Origin of the sequence: Collinsella sp. CLA-AP-H1 (genome assembly GCF_040092945.1) — a bacterium.
Classification (GTDB): Bacteria; Actinomycetota; Coriobacteriia; order Coriobacteriales; family Coriobacteriaceae; genus Collinsella.
On the sequence record NZ_JBBNKO010000019.1, the window covers coordinates 1 to 23137 of the forward strand.

The following is a 23137-nucleotide window of genomic DNA, read 5'->3' on the forward strand; positions in this document are numbered from 1 at the left end:
ATAGCCCATTGGAACGCGCGGCGCAGGCAGGTAAGATTGAAGGGCCTGACGCCGGAGGAGTTCCGGAACCAGGCCCTTGCGGCGTAGTCGCTATTTATTCAGTCCAAGTTTCGGGGCGCAGTTCACAGGCGCCTTTGTGGTGGTTTCGCATCGTGGTACCATGGTTCATATCGTTGTTTAAACGACTAAGGGAGTAGACACCATGGAAGAGGCCTATCGTCAAGCACGCAAGCGCGGCGAGCAGGGACGCCGTCGCGCCATTAGTCAAAGCGAGCACCCGTACCTTACGGACCTCGACAGCCTCGTTGCCCAGCTCCCCTTGGGTCAGCGAGAGAGCGTCGGCCTGAGGGACATTCCGCTCGAAATGGTCGTCGGCACGGTCACCAAAGGCCGCCAGTCTGCCTTTTCGTGTAACTTTATGCCCCTGCTGCCGTTTAACACCGAGTTCGCCCGCAAGTGGTCCAACCTCTACGACATCCAGGTGACCGAGGGCTATCGCGACCCCATCATCGTCACCGAGTTCATGCATCGGTTCTATGTCCAAGAGGGCAACAAGCGCGTCAGCGTCCTCAAATTCCTGGACGCCCCAACGGTTTCGGCCAAGGTCACCCGTCTCTACCCCGGCAAATGGGACTCCGTCGAAAGCCGCCTGTACGGTGAATTCTGCGCGTTTTGGCGCGTCTGTCCCCTATACGAGATCGAGTTCTCGCGTGAGGGAAGCTACGAGACGCTCGCCAAGATGCTCGGTCAGAACCTTATCGAAAAATGGCCGCAGAAAAAGGTCGACTACCTGCGCCACACCTTCCTACTCTTCAAGCGTGCCTACCTTCGCGCGGGCGGCGACCACCTGGACATTACACCCGCCGACGCCATGCTCGTCTACCTCAATGTGTACAACCAAGACCGTCTGCTGGACACGCCGACGGACATCGTCGTAAACCGCCTGTGCAAGATTTGGCGCGAGTTGGTCATTGCCGGCAAAAGTGATGAGGAGAAGGTCGATCTTGTCGAGGCACCGAGCGTCGATGAGGAGGAGTCACCCTCCAAGTCCACCTCCGGCGTGCTCAACTTCTTTATGGGCAAGACCGTCTACTCGGCAGCCAACCCTCTGCGCATCGCCTTTATCCATGAATTCCCCTGCGCCACATCGAGCTGGGACAGCCTGCACGACCAAGGGCGTCAGTATCTCGACGAGCACTTTGGCGGCATCGTGCGCACCGAGGCATTCGAGGACTGCCACGATCCGGACGTGTTCTACGCCGCCGTGGAGACCGCCGTCAAGCACGGGGCGAAGGCCATCTTCTCGACTTCACACCGCCTGATGGAATATACGCTCAGGGCCGCCGTTGAGTATCCCCAGGTGCGATTCCTCAACTGCTCCATCGGCCTTCCCCACCAAAGCGTGCGTTCGTACTTTGGCAAGATGTATGAGGCCAAGTTCCTGCTGGGCGCCCTTGCCGCCAGCATGGCGGACAACCATCGCATTGGTTACCACGCATCGGTCTTCGCCTCGGGCGCACTCAGCGAAATCAACGCCTTTGCGATTGGCGCCTCGCTGCTCGACCCCCGCGCGCAGGTAATCCTCACCTGGGGCGATGTGCCCGCCGGCGGTCTTGCCGAGGCCATGTGCCGCGAAGGCGTGAGTGTTATGACCGGCGCTGACATGTCCAAGTCGCTCGAAGACCCTACGGCCTACGGACTCCACCGCCTGGTCGATGGCAAAGTCACCGGCATCGCCATGCCGGTATGGAACTGGGGCCGTTACTACGAGCTTATCGTGCGCAGCTTGCTGCATGGCACGTGGGACGAGACCAGCGACGACAGCCAGGTTCGCGCCGTCAATTACTGGTATGGCATGAGCTCGGGCGTTATCGACATTCGCTACGCTCCGGGCCTGCCCTATCAGACGCGCAAGCTCGTTCAGCTGCTCCGCAATGGCATCGTCGAGGGTTCCATCAATCCATTTGGCGGCGAACTCCACAGCCAGAACGGCGTGGTGCAGATCGAGGGCTTTCCCCCGCTGCCGAGCACGCAAATCGTCGAGATGGACTGGCTGGCCGACAACGTGGTAGGCGCCATTCCGCAGCCCAACGATGAGCCGAAAGTTCGCGCCCTATGAAGATCCTTGCCGTAGCCGATACCGAAGAACGATGCCTTTGGGAATGCTTTCACAAGGAACGCTTTGAGGGTGTCGACCTGATTTTGTCCGCTGGCGACCTGGACCCGGACTATCTTGAGTTTTTGGTCACCGTCATCAACAAACCGCTCATCTACGTGCGCGGCAATCACGATGACCGCTACGCACGTCATGCACCGGGCGGCTGCATCTGTGTCGAAGACACCGTGTACGTGTATCGCGGCGTCCGCATTGCGGGGCTTGGCGGCTCCATGCGCTACCGAGATGGCGCCAACATGTACACCGAGCGCGAGATGGCCAAGCGCATGCGCAAGCTGTCCCGCAAAGTGAGGATGGTCGGCGGCTGCGACATCTTGCTCACCCATGCGCCCGCCGCCGGCATAGGGGATCTGGATGATCTGGCACATCGAGGATTCGAATGCTTTAACACAGCGCTCGAGTCCTGGAATCCCGACTACATGGTGCACGGGCATGTGCATCAGAGCTACGGTCCCGATTTTCAGCGCGAGCGGCAACACGCGTGCGGGACGACGATTATCAACGCCTGCGGCTATACGCAGTTTGAGCTTGACGAAGCGCGCTACCCCATCCGTGGCTGGCAGGCAGCCTGGCTCAATTCGCAAACCATGCGCCGCGAGCTCAAGCGCCACAAGGCCATCGAGTCCTCTACCGCCAGAACACCCTGGTAACCACCTTTAAGGCTTGACGCTGCGCCGGCCCCAAGCACCCCATCTCGACCCTCAAGCCGTCGCTCGCGTACCAAAGTACGCGTCGCTCCTCTTTCGGGGCGACCTGGGGCACTTGGAACCGGCTCGCTGCGATGCCATAACATTGACGCCAAAGTGCCAAAACCACCACAAAGGTGCCTGTCCCCTTTGTGGTGGTTTTGGCCCGAGATAGCAAGAAACCCGGTCCTGCACGAGGCAGAACCGGGTTTCTTTAGCAATGCTTGCTTTGCTCAGGCAGTAACTGTTAGTTACTCAGCCAGGAAGTCACGCTGGACAGCGGGATCGACCTTGACGCCAGGGCCCATGGTGGAAGACACGGAGATGGACTTGACGTACTTACCCTTAGCAGAAGAGGGCTTGACGCGCAGAATCTCGGTGTACAGGGCAGCGTAGTTCTCGACGAGCTGCTGCTCAGAGAAGGACTTCTTGCCCAGGGGCACGTGGCAGATGCCGTAACGGTCGGCGCGGTACTCAACGCGGCCGGCCTTGAGCTCGGAGACCATCTTGGCGACGTCCATGGTCACGGTGCCGAGCTTGGGGTTCGGCATGAGGCCACGGGGACCAAGGATCTTACCGATGCGGCCAACCTTGGCCATCATGTTCGGCGTAGCGATAGCGGCGTCGAAGTTGATCTCGCCCTTCTGGATCTGGGCGACGAGCTCGTCGGAACCGATGATGTCGGCGCCGGCAGCCTCGGCCTCGCGAGCCTTCTCGCCCTCGGCGAAGACGGCAACACGAACGGTCTTGCCGGTGCCGTGGGGCAGGGAAATGGAACCACGGATGTTCTGGTCAGCCTTACGAGTATCGATGCCCAGACGGAAGTGGGCCTCGACGGTCTCGTCGAACTTGGCGGTGTCGAGCTCCTTGATGAGCTTGGCAGCCTGAAGGGGTGTGTAGAGCGTGGCGCGGTCGATCTTCTCGGCAGCGGCGTTATAGCTCTTACCATGCTTAGCCATGTGCATTACCTCCTGTGGTTAAACGGGCGTGAGCCCTCCCACATCGTATCGTGTGCCCTATTGCACACATATAACGGGCGCCCCGGTCGGAGCACCCGTCATTACCTAAAGAAATCGCTACTCAGCGATGGTGACGCCCATGGAGCGGGCGGTACCGGCGATGATCTTCTTGGCGGCGTCAATGTCGTTGGCATTGAGGTCCGGCATCTTGATCTCGGCGATCTTGGTGAGCTGCTCCTGGGAGAGCTGACCGACCTTGTCGGCCTGGGGCTTAGCGGAACCAGACTTGAGGTTCAGCTCCTTCTTGATGAGGTGAGCCGCCGGCGGGGTCTTGGTGATGAAGGAGAAGGACTTATCCTCGTAGACAGAGATCTCAACGGGGATGATGTCGCCCTTCTTGTCCTGCGTCTCGGCGTTAAAGGCCTGGCAGAACTGCATGATGTTCACGCCAGCAGCGCCCAGGGCGGGGCCGACGGGAGGAGCGGGGTTAGCTGCACCAGCAGGAATCTGGAGCTTAATGACGTTGGCAACCTTCTTCTCAGCCATGGTCATTCCTTTCGAATCACGAGTGTGAAGTACTTGCTATATCGTAAGCACGCACGTGTTAGAAGCACTCCTGAGATGAGCAGTCACAGAAGAAGCACGCTCGCGCGAACGGACGAAAACTTAAGCGATGACAGCGACCTGGTTAAAGTCGAGCTCGACCGGCGTCTCGCGGCCAAAGATCATCAGCGTGACCTTGAGCTTGCCAGCCTCGGTGTTAACCTCGGAGACCTTGCCATCAAAGTCGGTAAGCGGGCCATCGGTGACGCGGACGGACGTGCCGACCTCAATATCAACCGAAGTGCGCTTGGGCGAATCGCCCTTACCGGGACGACGAGTCATCTTGTTGTACTCGTCGCGGGAAAGCGGAGCGGGCTTGCCGTTGCCGCCCAGGAAACCGGTGACGCCAGGCGTGTTACGAACGCACGTCCAAGCATCATCATCCATCTCCATGCGAACCAGGACATAACCCGGGAAGATCTTGGAATCCTTGGTCTCACGCTTGCCACCCTCTTTAATCTCGGTGACACGCTCCATAGGAATCTCGATATCAAAGATACGGTCCTGCATGCCCATAGTCTCGATGCGATGCTCGAGATCGGACTTAACGCGGTTCTCGTATCCAGAGTAAGTGTGAACGACGTACCAACGCTTAGACATGGTTTAGCCCCTCAATCCAGAGAACAGAGCAAGAGCCTCGCCAAAGCCAGCATCGAGCAGAGCGATGACGACGCCGACGACGATCAGAGAAGCGCAAACGACGACCGAGTAGTTCACGAGCTCCTTCTTATCGGGCCACGTGACACGCTTCATCTCGGACTTGACCGAAGCGAAATACTTCTTGGTGCGGGCGAAGAAACCAGGCTTCTCGTTCTTCTTGGACTTCGCAGCCTTCTCGTTCTTCTTGGCAACGGCCTTCTTGGCCTCAACCTTGGAGTTGGCGGCAGCGTTGTTGGCAGGCGCCTGCTGCTGAGCCTTCTTCTTGTTCTTCTTGTTGGCCATTTGGGTTACCTCCGCGCAATGCGCTTATACATGAGTAAACCGTAAGCCCCCAATTGGGAGCTTACGGAATAATGACTGGCACGCCAGGAAGGACTCGAACCCTCAACACTCGGTTTTGGAGACCGATGCTCTACCAATTGAACTACTGGCGTATGTGACTAGAGACTAGCGAGTCTCTTTGTGCAGCGTGTGGTGACGGCACCAGGGGCAATACTTCTTGATCTCCATACGATCAGGCATGGTCGACTTGTTCTTGGTGGTCGTATAGTTGCGGCGCTTGCACTCAGTGCACGCAAGAGTAACTAGAGTACGCATGTATCCTGAACCTTTCATTTCCGCCCCGTACGGGCACGAGTTGATACTTTATCAGCTCTACGTAAGTGCTGTCAACGAAAACCTCGAATCAATTGGTTCTCGGTGAACCCATTCATATTTGGAACACATCAATGGAGCCAACGAGATCTAATCGACGGTGCACCCAGGACCATTATCGATCCTCTCGACACCAGCAACGGCTCAATATCCATTGCAGAAAAGAACCCGGCACCCATATAAGTGCCGGGTTCTCTAAGTCAGCGATATCAAAGAGCTAATTTACTCAATGATCGTGGATACGATGCCCGAACCGACGGTGTGGCCACCCTCGCGGATAGCGAAGCGCAGGCCCTCCTCCATGGCGATCGGGTGGATGAGGTCGCCCTCGATGGTGATGTGGTCACCAGGCATAGCCATCTCGGTGCCCTCGGGGAGCTTGACCGTACCGGTAACGTCGGTGGTACGGAAGTAGAACTGAGGACGATAACCATCGAAGAACGGGGTGTGACGGCCGCCCTCCTCCTTGGTCAGAACGTAGATCTCGCCGGTGAACTTGGTGTGCGGGGTAACCGAACCGGGCTTGCAGAGAACCTGGCCGCGCTCGATGTCCTCGCGCTTGATGCCGCGGAGCAGCAGACCGACGTTGTCGCCAGCCTCGCAGAAGTCCATGGACTTACGGAACATCTCGATACCGGTAACGACGGTGTTCTGGGTATCCTTGATGCCGACGATCTCGACGGGCTCGTTGAGCTTGAGCTCACCGCGCTCGACACGGCCGGTAGCAACGGTACCACGGCCGGAGATGGTCATAACGTCCTCAACGGCCATCAGGAAGGGGAGGTCGTTGTTACGAGCAGGCGTCGGGATGTACTCGTCGACGGCCTTCATGAGCTCGCGGATGGCGTCCATCCACTTGGCGTCGCCCTCGAGAGCGCCCAGAGCGGAACCACGGATGACGGGGATGTCGTCGCCGGGGAAATCGTACTCGGAGAGGAGCTCACGGGTCTCCATCTCGACGAGGTCGATGAGCTCGTCATCGTCGACCATGTCGCACTTGTTCAGGAAGACGACGATGTAAGGAACGCCGACCTGACGGGCGAGCAGGATGTGCTCGCGGGTCTGAGCCATGGGGCCGTCGGTAGCGGCGATGACCAGGATAGCGCCGTCCATCTGAGCAGCACCGGAGATCATGTTCTTGACGTAGTCAGCGTGGCCCGGGCAGTCAACGTGAGCGTAGTGACGGGCAGCGGTCTCGTACTCAACGTGGGAGACGGAAATCGTAATGCCGCGCTCGCGCTCCTCGGGAGCCTTGTCGATGTTCTCGAACGCAGTGAAGTCAGCCTTGCAGCCCTCGGTCTCGGAGAGAACCTTGGTGATGGCAGCGGTCAGCGTGGTCTTGCCGTGGTCGACGTGACCAATGGTGCCGATGTTAACATGCGGCTTAGTGCGCTCAAACTTCTCTTTGGCCATAAAGCCCTCCTCTAAACAGGTCGTCCCCGGACGGGACTTTGCCTTTATACCATAGTGGCCTCTCAACATACTATTGAGAAGCCACCGTGTTACCTATGGTAGCGGTGACTGGATTCGAACCAGTGACGCCACGGGTATGAACCGTGTGCTCTAACCAACTGAGCTACACCGCCGGATGGAGCCTGCAACCAGACTTGAACTGGTGACCTCTTCGTTACCAACGAAGTGCTCTACCGACTGAGCTATACAGGCACTTGACGGGTGGGAGCTATAGGATTCGAACCTATGTAGGCAGAGCCAACGGGTTTACAGCCCGTCCCCATTAACCACTCGGGCAAACTCCCAATCGTTCAAGTATCCGCAGGTCCTTTGGTCTTTTGGACCGCCGCCCCCGCGAACGAAGAAGATAATACGATGCCACCTTGGGGGCTGTCAACGAAAACCTCTAGATACACGGTGCCGGGCGTATCTATATACTTTTGACCTGTGGTTTTGTTTAGTTTAGATATGAAGGGCGGTGGATTTGGCTGCGCTGGTGACATTTCACGAGGGAACACTTTGGCACGGTGGAGTACGTCTACAGCATCGACCTTCGATAACGGCCCTCTTGCACTATTACTTAGGTCGCAATCGGGCTTCCACGCCACGACCGACCAGGATGACCGGGACCGGTCCGGCCTTTGTCTCGATCTGTAACATTTAGAGAGCACTTTCTCCCCTATCTGTTACAGATCGAGATATTACGCAGAGACCCCAGCTTACGTCTCATTCTGTAACAGTACGAACGGTTTTCCGCCCCTTCGTGTTACAGATCGAGACATTTCTCAGCTAACCCGACTCTATATCTCAATCTGTAACAGCTGGACACTTTTTCGACCGCTCGCTGTTACCAATTAGAATAATGTTGAGTAATGAACGGTTGCAGAACCCTATGCCCGCATGTCGGCTCCGTTGTACAGCCTGCTGCCTTCAAACGATCGCAGCAGGAGTTCGCGACGTTCATCGAGGTCTTTCAGTTCGCAGGGGAACACGAACAGCATCACGTTTTGATGATACTTGTAATCGGCATAGACATCCGGATCGCCAGAACGTGTGGGCGTGGATACGACACCATCCGACATATGCTCGCTTGAGCCCACATAAATTCCCAGATAGTCACTGTAGTTCTTATCGTGATCGCCCTTTTGATACTTTGCGATAAGGTAGCAGCCAGGCATATCGAAACCGTTAAATGCCGCATCGGCAGTTTTACCCTGTCGACAGACAAACTCGTGCAGAGGCATCGCCGTCGACGCACTTTCGAAAATCGATTGCCTTGCAGCATTAATCTTCTTGCGAGCCTCGGCGGCTTCTCTTGAGTCCTGGAACGCTTTCGCAGCGCCACCCAGCGCGCCAACTGCCGCGCCAACGCCATCGGCCGCGACGCCGAGCCCCATACCAATACCATCGGCAACGGCGCGTGCGCCATTAGCGGCGCCATCAGCCGCACCCTTTACGGCACCACCGACGGCATCAACATCGACACCGAGTTGCTTTGCGCCATCAATGACGTCCGCGGCCGCAACCAGGACCTTCGCCGCAAGGCTCATCGCATCTTTTATTGTTTTCAGATTTACAGTCATCCTAGAATTCCTTTCGATATCTCGCATAACCGAAACAGCTCATGACTCATAAATAGCGTCAGGCGGTTGCGCAGCCTTCCACGACCATGCGAAATGCATGCAGCACCCAAGTCAGCAGTTTAAATCGGGCTACGTAATGAGCCCCAATGGGTTCCCATTAATCGGTGAGCGCAATGAGCGTCTCGAGGAACACCAATACTCGCACTCGCCCTCATTATTCGAAGCCAGATGATGTGTTCTACCGATAGCCCGTCACGAGCGTCGACGGTGCTCACGCCATTGTCGAGAGCCATCACGACAGGCGCCCGATCATTCGACTGACGCTTTAGGCGATACAAAGCCGAATAGCACGGCGTCTGCCACAGGTTGTTGCTCAACAAATACGCTGCTGACTGTGGCATACTTTATTCAGTAATTGTATCGAGAAAGAGAGTGTCATGGTTCCCCCGGGTAACGGCTGCAGCCAGATCATCATCATCGCTTTGGGCGTTTGCCTTGGCCTGACGTTGTTTGCGGTCTGTGGCTAAACGATTCAGATCTGCGCTCATTTCCAGCACAAATCTTCTGCCGCTGCTTGCCGGCATCGCATATCTCGTTAACAGATATATAACGAGCTTCGACTTTTTCCTCCCCTACGACTTCGCCCATTATCAGCTTGGAGATCTGTGCGGAGGAATCATTTTTCCCGCCTACGTAAACGTCCTCTGCGAAACGGTGAGCGGGAAAACGCCGATATGTAGCCTTGCGAGCAGTTTGGCATTATCGGCGGGATGCTCAATCTGCTGGGAAGTACTTGCGCCTATACTGCTCGAGTTCAGTACCCCAGATCCGCTTGATGCCTGCATGTACGTTATCGGCGGTATCTTGTACCTCGCGGCTTTTAAACTGACAGCGGGTAATCGAATATAGCCGCATATACAAGAAACGGGCCCTGTCCCACACGAGACAGAGCCCGAAACTCTCATGGAGTCAGTGACAGGAAGTCCGCGTATTCGCTTCGCGAATCCGCTCCGGCTTCGGATGCCTGCCGGCATCCTCGCCCGCTCGCTACGAACGCTCCGCGTTCGCTTGACGCTCGCACCCTCGCAGGTTCGATTCCGGCACACATAAGAAACGGGCCCTGTCCCACAAGGGAACAGGGCCCGAAACTCTCATGGAGCCAGTGACAGGAATCGAACCTGCAACCCACTGATTACAAATCAGTTGCGCTACCGTTGCGCCACACTGGCACACTTGGCGCTTTCGCGCGAAGCCAATTAAGAATAAAGGAATTGCTGACGAGGCGCAACAGACCCTTTGACCGACCACATCTCAAAACTCTTCGTCAGAACGAATAGTTTTATCTGTTCGCCAGAACCAAAAACTATTCGTTTTGGCGATGCCAAGCCGCAACCCATTGATTACAAACCAGTTGGTTGGTCAATCGAGAAAGCGGCTCCCCATAGAAGGTTTACCTACCTCCCGCGCAGAGCCTTGAGCTTGGCCAGGGCATCGGGGCTCAGGCGACTGCCCAGAGTCATCTTGATCTGCGGAGCTTCCTCTGCCTCGTGAACGTCGTTATCGATCTGCTTGATCTCGTCCACCAGCATGCGGCTCGAGATGCGCGTAACACCCTTGCCCATGACGACGGCCTGGATTGTGCCGTCACTCGATACCACGGAGCACGCGCGGCCCTCCTCACGTGCCTCGATGCAGAGCTTCTGTACCACGGTATCGGCAGAGACGCCCGTCGGCGAAAACTCGATGCGCACGCCGCGGGCCGGCAGGTTGGGGCGCTCGCTGGAGATATTGCCCGCACCGTCAAACACGATCACGGCCTCGTAGCGGCCCTGGGCAAACGCCGCCACGTCGTTGATGAGGGCGGTGCGCGCCATATCGTGAACGTCGCTGGAATACGGATCGTCGGAATGGTCGTATACGAGCTTTTCGTAGCGTGGCGTGCAGTGGATCACATTGTAGCCGTCGACCACCAGCAGCTCGGGCTTATTGGAGTGCACCGTCGAGACCGGATCGGCGATGGCTTGCGCAAACGCATTGCCGCCCACGCCATAGGTCGCGGCCGAAACAATCGGCTTGGCCGAGCCTTCGCCAAAGCGCTTGGCCTTGGACTTGGCGCGGTTCTTCTTGGACATGCGCTACTCCTCCCCCATGAGCTCGCCGGCGTTGCGACGCAGCCACTCAAAGCACAGCGCCGTGGTCGCCTGGGCAACGTTGAGGCTCTCGGTCATGCCGCGCTGGGGAAGCTTGGTCAAAAAGTCGCATTTCTCGAGCACCAGGCGCGAGATGCCGTCGCCCTCGGAGCCCATGACGAGCGCCACGCGACCCTCGAAGGGAGCATTCCAGCAACTGCCTTCGGCGTGCTCGGAGGCACCACCCACCCAAAAGCCAGCGGCCTTGAGGTCATCGAGCGCACGGGCGATATTGGGAACCTGTGCGATGGGCAGGTGCATGACGGCGCCGGCAGAAGTCTTGTAGCTGCCGACGGTCACACCGGCGGCGCGCTTGTTGGCAATGATGACGCCCGCCGCGCCCACGACCTCGGCGGAGCGCACGATGGCGCCAAAGTTGCCGTCGTCGGTCACATGGTCGAGCACGACGACGAGCGCCGGACCGTCGCCCGCACGGTCGAGGATATCGGCAACATCGGCATAGGGGAAATTGCCCACCTCGAGCGCAATGCCCTGGTGAGCGCCATGGCTCGACAGCGCATCGAGCTGCGCGCGCGGCACATACTTAATGCGGACGCCTGCAGCGTTGAGGTCGTCGACCAGGCGCGACAAGGCGGCATCGCGCTCCCCGCCCTCAGCGATGAGCGCGCACTTGACGGGAAAGCCGGTACGCAGCGCCTCGGCGGCAGCACGGCGACCTTCGATAAACTCGCCCTTGGGAGCCTGAACGTTGTCGCGGTTGCGATCGCGCTGCGGACGCGCAGCCTGGGCTTGGGAGCGCTCGCGCTGACCCTTGGGAGCGGCAGCGCGGTCGTTGCGGCGAATCGGACGCGAGCCAGAAGCAGCCTGCTTGCCGCCACGAGGCGCACGCTTGCGATTGTCGGCCATAGGACGGCCTCCTTAAATAGATAACGAACAAGAATCGACCGTCCGAGCCACGGCACCTTGCCTTTCAATCGTCGGGCATGACCACCAGGTCTATGCCCTCCTCTTTCAAGGCAATCTGCCGCACCTCGAACGGTCGACAAATACTAGAGACTCTTAATACGAGTGCCGGCGGCGGTATCCTCGATCGTCAGCCCGAGGTCCTTGAGCTGGTCGCGGATGGCATCTGCCAGATCCCAGTTCTTGGCGGCACGAGCCTCGGCACGAGCCTCGAGAATCTTGGCAGCGGCCTCGTCCACGTCGTCGCCCGTGTAGGCAACCAAACCGGCGGCAACGCCCAGCAGGCCCAGCGGCAACTCGACCTTGGGCTCGGGAAGCTCAACGCCAAACGTATCGAGCAGCTCGGCCAGCGTATCGGCGGCAGCCAGGACTGCGGCCTTGTCGGCAGCATCGCCCGCCTGCTCCAGATACTGATTGCACTCGGTGACAAAGCCAAAGACAGCACCCATGGCACCGGCGGTGTTAAAGTCGTCGTCCATGCACTCCTTAAAGGCGGCGCGGGTCTCGGCGGCCTTGGCGGCAAACGCCTCGGCGGCAGCCTCATCGGCATCGGCCGTCGCATGGTTCGCGGCCCAGCGCAGGTTCTCGACCGTACCGGCAATACGCGTGAGCGAATTCTCGGCACCCTCCAGGCGCTCCCAGGAGAAGTCGAGCGGCGAGCGATAGCTCGTCTGCAGCATCAACAGGCGCAGGGCCGCGGCAGAGTGCTGCTCGAGCACCTCGGCCAGCGTAAAGAAGTTTCCGAGCGACTTGGACATCTTCTCGCCGTCAACCAGCAGCATGCCCGTGTGCATCCAGGTGTTGGAAAAGCCCTGGTGCCAGGCGCAGGTGGCCTGGGCGCACTCGTTCTCGTGATGCGGGAAGGCAAGGTCGGAGCCGCCGCCGTGGATGTCGATCGGGGTGCCCAGGTAGCGATGCACCATGGCAGCGCACTCGGTGTGCCAACCGGGACGGCCCTCGCCCCAGGGACTCGGCCAGCTGGGCTCGCCGGGCTTGGCGGCCTTCCACAGGGCAAAGTCGAGCGGGTCGTTCTTGTCCTCGTTCTCCTCGATACGCGCACCAACCATAAGGTCATCGATGTTGCGGCCCGAGACCTGGCCATAGTTGGGATCGCTGCGCACAGCAAAGTACACGTCGCCGTTATCGGCGGCGTAAGCATGGCCCTGCTCGATGAGCGTCTTGATCATGGCGATCATGGGGCCGATCTCCTTGGTGGCGCGGGGGCGCACATCGGGATCGAGCACGTTGGCGGCGCGCATGACGCCGATGAACTTGTCGGAGAACTCCGTCGCGACCTCGGCGGCCGTACGGCCCTGCTCGTTGGCGCGCTTGATGATCTTGTCGTCGACATCGGTGAGGTTCTGGGCGAACGTGACCTCGTAGCCGCTCGCGATGAGCCAGCGGCGAATCACGTCAAAGTTGATGAACGTGCGGGCGTTGCCGATGTGGATGTTGTCGTAGACCGTGGGGCCGCACACGTACATGCGGACCTTGCCGGACTCGATGGGCTGGAACTCTTCCTTTTTATGGGTAGCGCTGTTGTAGATACGCATTCGTTACTCCTTAACGGTTTTCTGTAGCAGGCAGACGGCCCAGGCGCCGATTCCCTCGCCCTGGCCTTCCCAACCGAGCTTTTCGGTCGTAGTGGCGGCGACGCCCACGTTTTCGACGTCAACGCCCAGGGCATGGGCAAGGTTGGCGCGCATGGCATCGCGGTGCGGGGTGATCTTGGGTTGCTGACAGGCAATGGTGCAATCGGCATCGACAAACTCGAAGCCCAGCTCGCGCGCATAGTCCATCACGCGAGCGAGCAGCACCATCGAATCGGCACCCTCATAGGCGGGGTCGGTATCGGGGAATAGCTTGCCGATGTCTCCCCCGCGGCAGGCGCCCAGAATGGCGTCGGCCAAGGCGTGCGCGAGCACATCGGCATCCGAGTGGCCCAGCAGGCCGCGCTCGTAGGGAATGTCGACACCGCCGATGATACATCGACGCCCCTCCACCAGACGGTGGACGTCGTAGCCATGGCCAATGCGCAGGTTACTGAACATGGGGAAGGTCCTCTCCCTCGGCCATGCGGCCAAGCAGAATCGCGGTTACGGGACGCAAGTCCTCGGGCACCGTCACCTTAAGGTTATCGCGCGGGCTCTGGACGCAGCGGACGCGCCCACCCATGCGCTCGACCAGCGACGAATCATCGGTGCCGATAAAGCCCTCGGCAATGGCTGCAGCGTGGGCGCGCTTCATAGCATCGACGCTAAAGATCTGCGGCGTCTGCGCGGCCCAATAGAGCTCACGCGGCGGCGTCTCGACGATATTGTCGCCATCGACGATCTTGAGCGTGTCGATCGCGGGCTGGCCGCACACGACACCGTCGAGCGAGCGGTCGCCCACAAGCACGTCGATCGCATGGTCGATGGCCTCGGTCGTGATGAGCGGACGGGCGCCGTCGTGGATAGCGACATATTCGAAACCCGCCGGCACCGCGTGCACGCCGGCGCGGGTGGAATCCTGACGAGTATCGCCGGCATCGGCAAAGCTGATGGGCGTGTCATAGTCAAACGGGTCGATAGCCAAGCGGCGCATCTCGGCACGGCGCTCGGCAGGGCAAACCACGACGATATGGCCGACCTTGTCGCTACGATCGAACGCGCGGATGGACCAGCTCATGAGCGGACGGCCCGCCACGTTAACGAGCTGCTTGCCGCCGGGATTTCCAAAGCGCTGGCCGCTGCCGCCGGCAACGACCACGGCGCATACGGGCGCCATTATGCGTTCCCCTGTTTGGTGCCCTTCATGCGGTACAGCGAGTCCGCAAGAATGGCAGGGTTGTTGACGCCAAAGTCGCCCAAGCGCTCCGGATCCTCGCTGATGTCGTCCATGAGCTCCTGCAGCGAGCCATACTCGTCGACGATCTTCTCGGCCACGCCGTCGCGCACGACGGACACGCGCGAAAGCGTGCGCAGGCCCAGCGGCGTCATGACGGAGTCCTCGTCCAAGTCGTCATAGCCCAGAACTGCCGCCACGTGCTGCGGGTCGGACAGGTCCTTAGGCGTCATACGGCTCAGCTCGGCGCGAATCTTCTCGGCGTTGGCCTCAGAGGAATCGCTCGCGTAGTCGCGGATCATCAAGTCGTATTCGGTATCCATGCTGGAGCCCGCGAGCTGCTCGAGCTGCATCTGCACGAGCTTACCCTGGTTACCCAGCTTGACAATGCAATCCTTAAGCTCGGTCTTTGCCTGCTGCATGATCTCGAAGCTCGAGAAAATACCGGTAATGTCGGCGAGTGTGACGTAGTCGTCGAGCTCGAGGGCCGTCAGGCGCAGCAGGGAGCGATCGAGCGACTGACGGGTAGTCTGGAGCGTGGCGACGAGCTGGTTGACCGAGCTCATGATGGTGGTGACGGGCTGGATCTCGTAGCTCTTGCCGTGGACGTACACGTTGACGACGGCGCGACGAGCCGAAACCGAGATCACGATGGCATCGGTGAGCACCGACATGCGAGCGGCAGTACGGTGACGCATGCCCGTCTCACTCGTGGCGAGCGAGGGATCGGGATTGAGGTGGAAGTTGGCGCGCAGGATCTGGGTAAGGTCGCCATCGATAACGATGGCGCCGTCCATCTTGGAAAGCTCGAACAGGCGGTTCGAGGTAAACGAAATGTTGAGCGGGAAGCCGTCGTTACCGGCAGCGAGCACGTTTTCGGTGTCGCCGACGCAGATAAGGGCGCCCAGGTGACCGGCGATGATCATGTCGAGGGCGGTGCGGATCGGCTGACCAGGTGCCGTCAGGCGGATGGCCTGTTCCATACGCTTTTGCAGCTCGTTCTTATCCAAGGTATCGCTCCCATCGTATACGCTCCATAAACGCTAAATAGTTTCTCACGGTTTGTCCCTGCGGCGCTTGCGAAATCCGATGCTTACAGAATGAGCGAACACAGCTGAGAGCCCAACCCAAATCAGCTGTTCATGTGGTAGCATCGGGATTCGCATAAATGAGGGAGTAGTCGCGTGATCGGGTTCGCCTCCGGTGGCGCGGCAAGTCAACACACTGGCCGATGCGGCCTGGCTTGCCTTAATGAACGAGACTCGTGGCTGTGCGCGCAACGCGTACGCCACGGGTCTTTTTTGTTACTCCCCCAAGAGGTACACGCGGGCCCGCCCGCAGAGAGGGAGCCAGACTATGGGACTCGCAGAGCTTGTGTTGCTCGCTATCGGCCTTTCTATGGACGCTTTTGCCGTATCCATCTGCAAGGGCCTTGGCATGAAAAGGATCAACCTTAAGGTCGCCGTGATACTCGGCCTGTTCTTTGGCGGTTTCCAGGCCGGCATGCCCGTAATTGGGTGGGCCCTTGGTAGCCAGTTCATGGGCATCATCAGCCCCATCGACCACTGGATCGCCTTTATCCTGCTCGCCTTTATCGGCGGCAAGATGCTGTGGGAAGCCTTTACTGAGGACGAGAACGAAGGCGACGGCAAGGATGCCGAAAAGATCGACCTGGGCGAATATCTAATCCTTGCCATCGCCACCTCGATTGACGCGCTTGCCGTGGGCATCTCGTTTGCCGCGCTCTCGGTCGATATCGTTCCCGCCGTGTCGCTCATTGGCATCACGACCTTTGTCTTCTCCGTTGCCGGCGTAGCGATCGGCCACACCTTTGGCGCGCGCTACGAAAAGCCCGCCACCATCGTGGGTGGCGTCGTGCTCGTCCTCATCGGCCTCAAGATTTTGCTGGAGCATCTGGGGATTTTGGCGCTGTAAAACACCCTTCAAAACTAAACGTCCGGATGAGGCCTAATGCAGAGTTTTGCATGAGGCCTTTTCATGCAGACTTTTGCATGTCATACTATGATGCAAAAGTCTGCACGTTAGGAGATCGCCGTGGATACCCTTCCCATCACCACACCGCGCCAAGCTGGCATCTACGTGCGCCAGGCACGCGAGGCTCAGGGTCTCACCCGTGCCGCCCTCGCTAATAAGGCCGGTGTTTCGGAGCGCCTGCTCGCATCGCTCGAGCTGGGAGATGCCACGGGCATTCGGCTCGACAAGCTGTTGGCAATCTTCAATGCTCTCGGACTGGCGCTCGCCGCTCAAGGGGATATCGCCAAAACGAATAACGAGCAACCAGTCGACGCCCCGCATGCCGATTTGCAACCTTGTAGCACCCCCAGGTGCCATCACGCTCAACGTCCCTCTCATAGCCACCGTCGCTGCGCCGCCATTCCGGTTCTTGCAGACGCCCCCTTTACGTCCGAGCTCTACGACAAGGCCTTCGCCGATTTCGCCATGTCCAATCTCGGAGTCTCGATTGCCACAAGCGCATCTGCCCAAACCAAGCCCGAAGGGAGATAGCCAATGGCCAGAAAAACGCTTCGGACTATTATTTGCGGCGTACCCGCAGGAACGCTCATGCAAGATGAGAGCGGTCTAGTCAGTTTTGTCTACGATCAAGATTATGACGGGCCAGCCCTATCGACCAACATTCCCATATCAAATCGCACATACGGCCAACAGGTCATGAATCCGTACTTGTTTGGTCTTCTACCCGACAGCGAGGATCAGCGAAAGGCGATTGCTGCCGAATTCGACGTTAGACCCAACAATGCCGTTGCGCTACTCAGCCATATCGGACTTGACTGTCCGGGTGGAGTGCAGTTTTGCGCCGAAGAAGACGTCAACGCCGTCTTGCATCGCACCAGCGAATACCGCCCTATAGGCGATCACGAGATTGCACTGCGACTCAAGTCAATCAGAGATGACCGCAATGCATCGTGGATGGGCCTAGATGAAAGTTGGTCACTTGGAGGCAATCAGGGCAAGTTCGCTCTCGCACTCATAGACGGTCGCTGGTGCGAATGCGTGGGCTCCTCGCCCACGACGCATATTTTCAAAAATGGCGTCATCGGATTTAAACTTGAGGCTCTTAATGAGTTTGTCTGCATGAAAAGCGCCCAGCGCGCGGGTATCGCAACGGCGAACGTTGAGTATCGCTTATTTGAGGACGAACCCGCCCTCATTGTTGAGCGATATGACCGCGTGAAAGTCAAAGACGGAACAATCATGCGTCTACACCAAGAAGACCTCTGTCAGGCTCTTGGAGTGATGCCCGCTCAAAAGTACACGGCAGACGGCGGCCCGACCGCACGCGATATTCAGGAACTCCTCGTCAATACGAGCCACCATCAACTTAACCTGTATCTGTTTACGCAGATACTTTTCTTTAACGCCATCATCGGCGCACCGGACGCGCATGCGAAGAACTATTCCCTGCTTCTTGGAAACGGCGGCACAGCTATGATGGCTCGTATGTATGACGTTGCATCGGGGCTGGCATACGAACGTATGCGCCGCCGAGCGCGCCTTGCCATGAGCGTTGGCGGCGAAAATCGTGTGGGGCGCATCGGTCCAGGCGCCATCCGCCGATATCACGGCATGGACGACCCCGCGCTGGAAGCGGCGCTCACCGATGCCGGGCTGACCGAGAAGTTTTGTTTTGCGACCATGATGGACCTCGCCTACGAGGTACCCATTTGCATGGAAGAGGTCATGGACGAATACGCCGACCTGCCCGGCATGGCGGACCTGCGCGAGCATATGCTCGGCCCCGTCCGCGAAAACTGCCAGCGCACCCTCGACCTCATCAGGGCAGAAATGGACTAGGTGGCCGTAATTTCGCAATTATCAAACAAAAGAGAGGGGGCACCCGTCGCAAAAGCTCGGATGTCCCCTCTCGTAATGTCATTTGCAATCCGCTAGCACGTAGCTCGAACTGCTGCTAGCGCAACCTTTACGCAGCGAGGCGCTTGAGGACGTCGATGAGCAGCTCGTAGAAGCGCTCGGCAGAAGCGAGCTCCATGCTCTCGTCCGGGGTGTGGACATCGGAGAGCGTCGGGCCCACGGCGATGGCGTCCAGGCCGTGCAGGGCCTCGGCAAACAGGCCGCACTCAAGGCCGGCGTGAATGGACTCGATACGCAGCTCGGAGCCAAAGAGCTCGCGATAGCTCTCGACAAAGACGTCGCGGACCGGCGAATGCTCGGCATAGCTCCAGCCGGGATACTCGAACTCGAACTTGGCGTCGAAGCCCAGGACATCGGCCAGCGTCTGCAGGCGGTCCTTGAACTCGTTCTGCAGCGAGGTGATCGAGGAGCGCGGGGACAGCATGATCTTGACCTCGTCGTCAGAGGTGGCAACCACACCGATGTTGGAGGAAACCTCGACGGAGCCGTCGGTGGCGACGTTGCGGCGAATCACGCCGTTGGGGGCAAGACGCAGGGCGCGGATGAGGGCAAGCGCGGACTTCTGGTCCATGGCCTCGACCTCGGCGTCGTCGGCAATCTCGACGGTGCAGGTAAAGCCGGGGTCGAAGACCTCGAGCTCGGCAGTGACGTCGGCGATGATGCCCTTTGCGATCTGGGCCGCGGCCTCGGCGGCAGCGTGGTCGGCGTAGACCAGAACAGCCTTGCACTCACGGTTGATGGCGTTGTCCTTGGTGCCGCCGTTAAAGCTGACGATGGCGGGCTCGCCGGCAACCATCAGGCGGTCGATGATGCGGGCCATGATGAGGTTGCCGTTGCCGCGCTCCAGGTTGATATCGCTGCCGGAGTGGCCGCCCAGCAGGCCGGAGATGTCGAGCGTGAGGGTGCTACCGGTCTTGTGCTCGCGCGCGATCGGGCAGGTGTAGGTAACGACGACGCCGCCGGCACAGCTGACGGTGGCAACGCCCTCTTCCTCGGAATCAAGGTTGATCATGGTGCGGGCGCTAATCTGGGACTTGTCGAGCGTCTCGGCGCCGACCAGGCCAGTCTCCTCGTCGGTGGTGAACACGCACTCGAGGGCCGGATGGGTAATCGAATCGTCGTTGAGCACGGTAAGCATAAGCGCGACGGCAATACCGTTGTCGGCGCCCAGAGTGGTGCCGTTAGCGGTGAGGACGCCGTCCTTGACGACCAGGTCGATACCATCGGTCGTAAAGTCGTGCTCAACGGAGCCCAACTTGTCGCACACCATATCGATGTGGCCCTGCAGCATCACGGTCGGGGCATTCTCGGCACCGGCAGATGCGGGCTTGCGAATGATGACGTTGTAGACCTCGTCCTGGTACACATCGAGACCGCGCTCCTTGGCAAACGCAACCAGGAAATCGCTGATGCCCTTCTCGTTGCCAGACCCACGGGGGATCGCGCTGACCTCCTCAAAGAAATGGAACAGCTGGGCGGGCTCGTAGCCGGTAATCTTGTAGTCCATGGTGCCTCCTTGGCGCAACTGGTTAGACAGTAAGACATGCGACTTGTATATTCCCAGACTTTGCGTGCATAAACCAGTCGAAAACGCCGAGCGCCCTCGCATCATCGGCTAACGGTGGACCGTATAGCGTAACGGTCACAACTTCCGCAGCTCTACAAATCGAGGCGCCCTTTCCGGAGCGCCTCGATTGCGCGTATCAAATTGTCGCCACGCCCTACAGCGCGCCGGAACCGGCTTGCATCATGCCGCCGGGGCCCGAGGTCACGCCGCCGCTCACGGGCGCGGCGTTGCCGGTGTGCGGTGCCGCCGGAGCGGTATCGCCACCGAGCGTGCCCGCCGGACGCGGTGCCGGGATCTCGCCCGTGCCGTGGCTAAAGACAAACTTGCCATCGGCCACGTCGCACAGGACGGTATCGCCCTCGCCCCACTCGCCGGCCAGAAGCTCCTCGGACAGCGGGTCCTCGATGAGCTTTTGAATAGCACGGCGCAGCGGACGCGCACCGTTGGTGAGGTCGGTGCCCTCGGCCACGATCTTGTCATAGGCCGCATCGGTGAGCTTGATGTTCATGCCGTTGGCAATCAAACGCTGACGCAGGTCGTCCACCAGCAGGTGCGCGATCTTGGTGAGATTCTCGCCCGAGAGCTTCTGGAACACCACAATGTCGTCGATACGGTTGAGCAGCTCGGGGCGGAACAGGCGCTTGAGCTCGCCCATCGCGCGACCACGGATCTCACTCGACGTGAGACCCTGCTCGCCGGTGGTGCCAAAGCCAACGCTCGCATCCTGCGCAATCTCGCGGGCGCCCACGTTGGACGTCATGATGATCACGGTGTTGCGGAAGTCGACCGTCTTGCCCTGGCTATCGGTCAGGCGGCCCTCCTCCAGCACCTGCAGCAAGATGTTGAAGATATCGGGGTGCGCCTTCTCGATCTCGTCGAACAGCACGACCGAGTACGGGTGACGACGAACGGCCTTGGTGAGCTGGCCGCCCTCGTCGTGGCCCACATAGCCCGGGGGGCTACCGATGAGCTTGGAGACCTCGAACTCACTGCCAAACTCCGACATATCGAAGCTGATGAGCGCGTCCTTGCTGCCAAAGAGATACTCGGCGAGCGTCTTGGCGAGCTCGGTTTTGCCCGTGCCGGTGGGGCCCAGGAAGATAAAGCTGCCGCCGGGGCGACGCGGGTCCTTGAGCGGCGAGCGGCTGCGGCGCACGGCCTTGGCAACGGCCTCGACGGCCTCGTCCTGACCGATGATGCGCGTCTTGAGCACGCTTTCGGCCTGCAGCAGGCGGCGGCTCTCGCTCTCGGTGAGCGAGGACACCGGCACGCCCGAGGTCACGGACACGATGTCGGCAATCTGGGAGACATCGATGGTGAGCGGGCTGGCGTCGAGCTCGGCGGTCCAGGCAGCTTTGGCCTCGGCGAGCTCAATCTCGGCAGCCTTTTGCTGCTCGGTGATCTCGGCGGCCTTGTTCATGTCGTCGCTCTCGGTGGCCTCCTGCGCGGCGGCCTTAAGCTCCTCCACGCGATGCTCGGCCTCGCGCACCGGCTCGGGCGCGCGGTTGGCGGCGATGCGGGCGCGGGCGCCGGCCTCGTCAATGAGGTCGATGGCCTTATCGGGCAGGAAGCGATCCTGGATGTAGCGGTCGGAGAGGTTCGCGGCGGCCTCGATAGCACCCTGCGTATAGCGCACATGGTGGTGCTCCTCGTAGCGCGGCTTGAGCGCGGTCAGGATCTTGACCGTGTCCTCGACGCTCGGCTCCTCGACATCGATGGTCTGGAAGCGACGCTCGAAGGCCGGGTCCTTGGTGAGGTACTTGCGGAATTCCTCGGCCGTGGTGGCGCCGATAATCTGGAAGGCACCGCGCGCGAGCACGGGCTTGAGCATGGAGCTCGCGTCGATGGAGCCCTCGGCAGAGCCGGCACCGATGATGGTGTGCATCTCGTCAATAAACAGGATGACGTCGTCAGCTTCGGTGGCCTCCTGGATCACGTTCTTGAGGCGCTCCTCAAACTCACCGCGATACTTGGCGCCCGCAACGAGGCCCGGCAGGTCGAGCGTCCAGATGTTCTGGTTCATAAGGTTCTCGGGCACGTTGCCAGCTGCAATCTGCTGAGCCAGGCCCTCGACGATGGCCGTCTTGCCCACGCCGGGGTCGCCCAAGATAAGCGGATTGTTCTTGGTGCGACGCGAAAGGATCTCCATCATACGCTGGACTTCCTTTTCGCGACCAATTACAGGGTCGAGCTCGCCGTCGCGCGCCTTCTGCGTAAGGTTGGTGGCGAACTGCTTAAGCGTATCGGTGCCGCTCCCCTTTTGCTGCGACGCGTCCGAGCCGCTAAAGAACGGCAGGCCCGCACCGGGACGCCCGGCACCGGCGCCGGCGAGCGGACGCTTCTTGTCCTGGTCCTTGGCGGTAAGTTTCTCGATAGCCTTTTTGATGGAGGCGGACGACACACCCAGGCGCATGAGGATGTCCATGGCCATGCCGTTACCCTCTTCGACGATGCCAATCAGCAAGTGCTCGGTCGACACGTAGGTCTGGTTGTTCTCACGTGCCACGCGGAAGGAGCGCTCCATCACGCTAATGACGAGCGGCGTAAAGGCAAGCTTGGCAGCCTCGGTCTCCTCGCTGGGCTCGGGAACCGTGGTCTGGACCTCCTTGAGGGTGTCCATGATGTCGTCGTAGGAGATATCAAGCGAGCGCAGCGCCTCGGCAGCGATGCCCTCGTCCTCCTTGGCGAGTGCGAGCAGCAGGTGCTCGGTGCCCACCTTATTTGAGTGCAGATCGAGCGCCTCCTGTTTGGCCATCGACATGACCTTGCGCGCTCGATCGGTAAATCTATCTAACATGCTCGTTTCCTTACATGAGTTCATCGAAATCAAAACGCCCGCCCGTCGGCGGCGCTTTTGTCTCTTTACCCACAGGTTGTCTATGTTAACAGCTGGAGGAATATCTATAAACCCGGCTCACATGAATGCAGGTTATGACCGCATCGCGG

Annotated in this window: 20 protein-coding genes and 5 tRNA genes; 5 read left to right on the plus strand and 20 right to left on the minus strand. The window is 59.6% G+C overall.

All coding sequences use genetic code 11. The features are described from left to right. Positions 1-202: 202 nt before the first annotated feature. Both AAAV44_RS08965 and AAAV44_RS08970 read left to right on the plus strand, forming a co-directional pair. Positions 203-2119 carry a BMP family ABC transporter substrate-binding protein gene (locus AAAV44_RS08965; RefSeq protein WP_349115377.1) on the plus strand — a complete coding sequence of 639 codons (1917 nt, stop codon included), beginning with the start codon at positions 203-205 and terminating at the stop codon, positions 2117-2119. Then, entirely contained in the window at positions 2116-2826 is a 711-nt protein-coding gene (locus AAAV44_RS08970) for a metallophosphoesterase family protein (RefSeq protein ID WP_349115378.1), read from the plus strand. Before AAAV44_RS08965 ends, AAAV44_RS08970 begins: the two co-directional genes overlap by 4 nt. A gap of 287 nt (positions 2827-3113) precedes the next feature. Here the strand turns inward: AAAV44_RS08970 and rplA are convergent, their stop codons facing one another. The 18 genes from rplA to disA all read right to left on the minus strand — a co-directional run bounded on the left by rplA (position 3114) and on the right by disA (position 15722). Next, complete coding sequence (gene rplA / locus AAAV44_RS08975) at positions 3114-3821, minus strand: 50S ribosomal protein L1 (RefSeq protein WP_022093892.1); 708 nt, start codon at positions 3819-3821, stop codon at positions 3114-3116. A 117-nt stretch (positions 3822-3938) separates the two neighbouring features. Then, the gene (gene rplK / locus AAAV44_RS08980) at positions 3939-4367 is read right to left on the minus strand and encodes a 50S ribosomal protein L11 (protein WP_022093893.1); all 429 of its coding nucleotides are present in this window, start codon (positions 4365-4367) and stop codon (positions 3939-3941) included. Between the two features lie 120 nt (positions 4368-4487). Beyond that, positions 4488-5024 carry a transcription termination/antitermination protein NusG gene (gene nusG, locus AAAV44_RS08985; RefSeq protein WP_099432095.1) on the minus strand — a complete coding sequence of 179 codons (537 nt, stop codon included), beginning with the start codon at positions 5022-5024 and terminating at the stop codon, positions 4488-4490. A gap of 3 nt (positions 5025-5027) precedes the next feature. Continuing rightward, a complete protein-coding gene (gene secE, locus AAAV44_RS08990; RefSeq protein ID WP_006234983.1) occupies positions 5028-5366 on the minus strand; it encodes a preprotein translocase subunit SecE in 339 nt (112 codons plus the stop codon). 76 nt (positions 5367-5442) lie between these two features. Next, positions 5443-5518, minus strand: a tRNA-Trp gene (locus AAAV44_RS08995). 13 nt (positions 5519-5531) lie between these two features. Then, positions 5532-5681 (minus strand): 50S ribosomal protein L33, encoded by a 150-nt coding sequence (gene rpmG, locus AAAV44_RS09000; protein WP_022093895.1) that lies wholly within the window; start codon positions 5679-5681, stop codon positions 5532-5534. A 279-nt stretch (positions 5682-5960) separates the two neighbouring features. Beyond that, complete coding sequence (gene tuf / locus AAAV44_RS09005) at positions 5961-7151, minus strand: elongation factor Tu (RefSeq protein WP_035137538.1); 1191 nt, start codon at positions 7149-7151, stop codon at positions 5961-5963. Between the two features lie 96 nt (positions 7152-7247). Continuing rightward, a tRNA-Met gene (locus AAAV44_RS09010) sits at positions 7248-7324 on the minus strand. Between the two features lie 3 nt (positions 7325-7327). Continuing rightward, positions 7328-7403, minus strand: a tRNA-Thr gene (locus tag AAAV44_RS09015). A gap of 10 nt (positions 7404-7413) precedes the next feature. Beyond that, positions 7414-7495: transfer RNA gene (locus AAAV44_RS09020), tRNA-Tyr, on the minus strand. Between the two features lie 585 nt (positions 7496-8080). After that, entirely contained in the window at positions 8081-8773 is a 693-nt protein-coding gene (locus AAAV44_RS09025; RefSeq protein ID WP_349115379.1) for a hypothetical protein, read from the minus strand. 1154 nt (positions 8774-9927) lie between these two features. Continuing rightward, positions 9928-10002 (minus strand) — tRNA-Thr (locus AAAV44_RS09030). A gap of 225 nt (positions 10003-10227) precedes the next feature. Beyond that, positions 10228-10905 (minus strand): NYN domain-containing protein, encoded by a 678-nt coding sequence (locus AAAV44_RS09035; RefSeq protein ID WP_006234978.1) that lies wholly within the window; start codon positions 10903-10905, stop codon positions 10228-10230. A gap of 3 nt (positions 10906-10908) precedes the next feature. Next, positions 10909-11829 carry a 23S rRNA (guanosine(2251)-2'-O)-methyltransferase RlmB gene (rlmB, locus tag AAAV44_RS09040; protein WP_349115380.1) on the minus strand — a complete coding sequence of 307 codons (921 nt, stop codon included), beginning with the start codon at positions 11827-11829 and terminating at the stop codon, positions 10909-10911. A 143-nt stretch (positions 11830-11972) separates the two neighbouring features. Further along, positions 11973-13439, minus strand: coding sequence for a cysteine--tRNA ligase (cysS, locus tag AAAV44_RS09045; RefSeq protein WP_349115381.1), 1467 nt, complete (start codon positions 13437-13439; stop codon positions 11973-11975). Positions 13440-13442: 3 nt separating this feature from the next. Continuing rightward, positions 13443-13937: a 2-C-methyl-D-erythritol 2,4-cyclodiphosphate synthase gene (ispF, locus tag AAAV44_RS09050; protein ID WP_006234975.1), complete on the minus strand. Its 495-nt coding sequence runs from the start codon at positions 13935-13937 to the stop codon at positions 13443-13445. Further along, positions 13927-14655, minus strand: coding sequence for a 2-C-methyl-D-erythritol 4-phosphate cytidylyltransferase (gene ispD, locus AAAV44_RS09055; protein WP_022093924.1), 729 nt, complete (start codon positions 14653-14655; stop codon positions 13927-13929). The genes ispF and ispD overlap by 11 nt, the downstream gene beginning before the upstream one ends. Further along, the gene (gene disA / locus AAAV44_RS09060) at positions 14655-15722 is read right to left on the minus strand and encodes a DNA integrity scanning diadenylate cyclase DisA (protein ID WP_022093923.1); all 1068 of its coding nucleotides are present in this window, start codon (positions 15720-15722) and stop codon (positions 14655-14657) included. The genes ispD and disA overlap by 1 nt, the downstream gene beginning before the upstream one ends. Before the next feature lie 346 nt (positions 15723-16068). Here disA and AAAV44_RS09065 point away from each other — a divergent pair, with 346 nt between their 5' ends. From AAAV44_RS09065 to AAAV44_RS09075, 3 genes are all read left to right on the plus strand, one after another. Beyond that, positions 16069-16647, plus strand: coding sequence for a manganese efflux pump MntP family protein (locus tag AAAV44_RS09065; RefSeq protein ID WP_117745788.1), 579 nt, complete (start codon positions 16069-16071; stop codon positions 16645-16647). Between the two features lie 120 nt (positions 16648-16767). After that, complete coding sequence (locus AAAV44_RS09070) at positions 16768-17238, plus strand: helix-turn-helix domain-containing protein (protein ID WP_158554567.1); 471 nt, start codon at positions 16768-16770, stop codon at positions 17236-17238. Positions 17239-17241: 3 nt separating this feature from the next. Next, positions 17242-18546: a type II toxin-antitoxin system HipA family toxin gene (locus AAAV44_RS09075; protein WP_349115382.1), complete on the plus strand. Its 1305-nt coding sequence runs from the start codon at positions 17242-17244 to the stop codon at positions 18544-18546. 127 nt (positions 18547-18673) lie between these two features. On the opposite strand, the gene AAAV44_RS09080 is transcribed toward AAAV44_RS09075, so the two are convergent. Together AAAV44_RS09080 and AAAV44_RS09085 are read right to left on the minus strand one after the other, a co-directional pair. Next, a complete protein-coding gene (locus AAAV44_RS09080; protein ID WP_215673991.1) occupies positions 18674-20131 on the minus strand; it encodes an aminoacyl-histidine dipeptidase in 1458 nt (485 codons plus the stop codon). 214 nt (positions 20132-20345) lie between these two features. Beyond that, complete coding sequence (locus AAAV44_RS09085; RefSeq protein WP_271737089.1) at positions 20346-22988, minus strand: ATP-dependent Clp protease ATP-binding subunit; 2643 nt, start codon at positions 22986-22988, stop codon at positions 20346-20348. Positions 22989-23137: the final 149 nt, after the last annotated feature.